The 2,663-nt window shown below is 69.5% G+C and carries 3 protein-coding genes and 1 pseudogene; all 4 read left to right on the top strand.

Going from position 1 to position 2,663, the window contains the following annotated elements; all coding sequences use genetic code 11:
- Positions 1-369: pseudogene (locus tag RMO04_RS01870) on the top strand (HD family hydrolase); the annotation flags it as partial.
- A gap of 7 nt (positions 370-376) precedes the next feature.
- On the top strand, positions 377-886 hold the full coding sequence (locus RMO04_RS01865; protein ID WP_309643096.1) for a hypothetical protein: 510 nt from the start codon (positions 377-379) through the stop codon (positions 884-886).
- Positions 886-1,851 carry an NrtR DNA-binding winged helix domain-containing protein gene (locus RMO04_RS01860; RefSeq protein WP_309643095.1) on the top strand — a complete coding sequence of 322 codons (966 nt, stop codon included), beginning with the start codon at positions 886-888 and terminating at the stop codon, positions 1,849-1,851. Before RMO04_RS01865 ends, RMO04_RS01860 begins: the two co-directional genes overlap by 1 nt.
- Before the next feature lie 140 nt (positions 1,852-1,991).
- Entirely contained in the window at positions 1,992-2,513 is a 522-nt protein-coding gene (locus RMO04_RS01855; protein ID WP_309643094.1) for an FxDxF family PEP-CTERM protein, read from the top strand.
- Positions 2,514-2,663: the final 150 nt, after the last annotated feature.

Below are 2,663 nucleotides of genomic sequence, written 5' to 3'. Positions count from 1 at the left end.
GAATATGTGATCGGCGACATGATTTCGCCGTTCAAGGCGGCGCTGGGGGTGGACTACAAGACCTTCGAGGATCGGCTGGAGACGGCGATCCATGTGAGGTTCGGAATTCCGGCTAAGGCCCCAATTCATATCAAGAAATTGATCAAGACGGCGGACCGCGCCTGCGCATTCTTCGAGGCGACGCAGCTGGCGGGGTTCACCGTCCCCGAGGCGCTGGAGTTCTTCGACGCCCCGCCCGACGGCTATGTCCTGCGCATCGAGCCGCAGAGCGCCGCGGTCGCGCAAAGCCGTTACATTCAGCGCTACAATATCCTGTCGCAGGCGGCCGGATTCGCCCCGGCCGGCAACGCGGCGTTCGACACGGAGTAGGAGCAGCGTGACCCTCATCGTATGCGGCCTGGCCGAGGTTCCCGCGATCATCGCCGCGCGCGCGCCGTCGCACCTGATCACCCTGCTGGACCCCGCCAGCATGATCGAGACCCCCGAGGGGTTCGCCGAGCGGCACCTGAAGCTGGGGGTCAACGACATCGCCGAGGCCATGGACGGCCTGATCCTGCCGCATGAGGGCCTGGTGGTCGACCTGCTGGCCTTCGGACGCACCTGGGACGAGCGCGCGCCGATGATCGTCCACTGCTGGGCCGGGATCAGCCGCTCCAGCGCCAGCGCCTTCGTCCTGGCCTGCGAGCGCAACCCTGAGGTCTCGGAACGGACCATCGCCATGACCATGCGCAAGGCGGCCAAGCACGCCTATCCCAACCGCCGGATCGTGGCCCTGGCCGACGACATGATGGGGCGCCGCGGGCGGATGGTCGACGCGGTGGAGGCCATGGGCGACTACGAGTATTCCGGGGTCGGCCAACCCTTCGACTTCCCGGCCCGCTTCTAGTGCTGATCATCGGGCTCTCGGCGGTGGTGGTGGCGATCGCCAACAGCGACGCCGTGGTCCTGACCGTGCGCCCCCGAGGCCAGCTCGCGGGCCTGCCCTTCGGCCCCTTCGATCCCGACGCCCACCGCACCTTCGAACTGGCCCTGCGCGCCTTCGTGACCGCCCAGACCCGGTTCGACCTGGGCTATGTGGAACAGCTCTACACCTTCGGCGACCGGGGCCGCGACGCGCCCCTGGCCGACATGGGCACGCGCGATGGCGGCGACGTCGCCCAGGCCAGCGCCGCGCGCGTGCTGTCCGTCGGCTATCTGGCGCTCACCCCCAAGGCGGTCGACACCGCCGCCCCCGACACCACCTGGGCCTCCTGGGCGCGGTTCTTCCCCTACGAGGACTGGCGCGACGGGCGCCCCGAGGCCCTGAACCGGCTGGAACCCGCCCTGCGCCAGTGGGCCCGCGGCGCCGCCGAGCGCCTGGGCCGGGCACGACTGCTGTTCGCCCTGGACGACGCGCCCTGGAACGAGGAGCGGGTGCTGGAGCGCTACGAGCTGCTCTATGAGGCGGGCCTGGCGCCGGAGGCCGCCCGCGACCGGGGCGAGGCCGCGGCCCTGCCCGCCCCCGACCTGGCCGCGGCCCTGGGCGAACCGATGATCAGCGACCACCGCAGGATCCTGGCCACGGCCCTGTCGCGGCTCCGCGGCAAGCTGAAGTACCGCCCCGAGGTGTACGAACTGATGCCCGAGGCCTTCACCCTCTCGGCCCTGCAGCGGGCGGTCGAGGCCATCGCCGGCGTGCCGCTGCACAAACAGAATTTCCGCCGCGCCCTGGAGCGCGCCGAGCTGACGGAGGGCCTGGGCCGGGTCGACGCCGACACCGGCGGCCGACCCGCCGAGCTGTTCCGGTTCCGCCGCGAGATCCTGGGCGCGCGGCCGGTCTCGGGGCTGAGCCTGCCCTTGCTTCGCGAATAAGTAGCAGGTTGATTCGGCGGCGATTTAAGCATTCGCGCGGGAACGACAGTTGTGCGCCGATCAGAGCTTGCAACTGCGCGGCCAAGCTTCACAACGTTCGGCGAACCTCGTCCTGAATATTTTTGATTCGGAGATCTCCCATGAAGACTAAACTTATCGGCGCGCTGCTCGCGTCCGCTATCGCCGCCGTCGCCGCGCCCGCCTCGGCCGCCGTGATCGTTGTCGGCAGTGGCTGGCAGGACGACGAGATCGGCGGCATCGGCACGCCCAGCACCGGGTCGGCCTGGACCTTCACCGTCGCGGGTCCTTCGATCTTCCGCGTCACGGACGCCTATATTCCGGGCGACACCTTCTCGCTCTACAGCGGCGCCACCCTGCTGGCGACGACCACCTTCACCACGACCGCCGAACCGATCGACAGCTTCGCCGGCGTCACCTGGGGCGACCTGAGCTACAGCCGCCTGAGCTACGCGGTCGGACCCGGCAGCTATTCCTTCACGATCACCGGTGACGGCGCGGCCGGCGTGCCCGCCGGCTTCGGCGTGCGCCTCGACGCCAGCTCGGCCGTGCCGGAACCGGCGACCTGGGCGATGATGATCGCCGGCTTCGGCCTGGTGGGCGGCGCCTTGCGCCAGCGCAAGGCGACGGCTCAGTTCGCCTAGGACGCCTGGCTGATCAGCGTGAAGCGGCTCTGCCCTCGGGCAGGGCCGTTTTTCGTCTAGTCCCTGATCTCGACCTGGGGCCGGTCGTCGCCCTTGGAGACTTCGCCATGCCACTCACCCTTGGCGTCCTCATAGACGATGCCGGTGGTC

It is taken from the genome of Phenylobacterium sp., from assembly GCF_031412415.1.
In the GTDB taxonomy this organism is placed as follows: Bacteria; Pseudomonadota; Alphaproteobacteria; order Caulobacterales; family Caulobacteraceae; genus Phenylobacterium.
The sequence above is the reverse complement of the archived record's forward strand: the minus strand, read 5'-3'. Positions and strand labels throughout refer to the sequence as shown.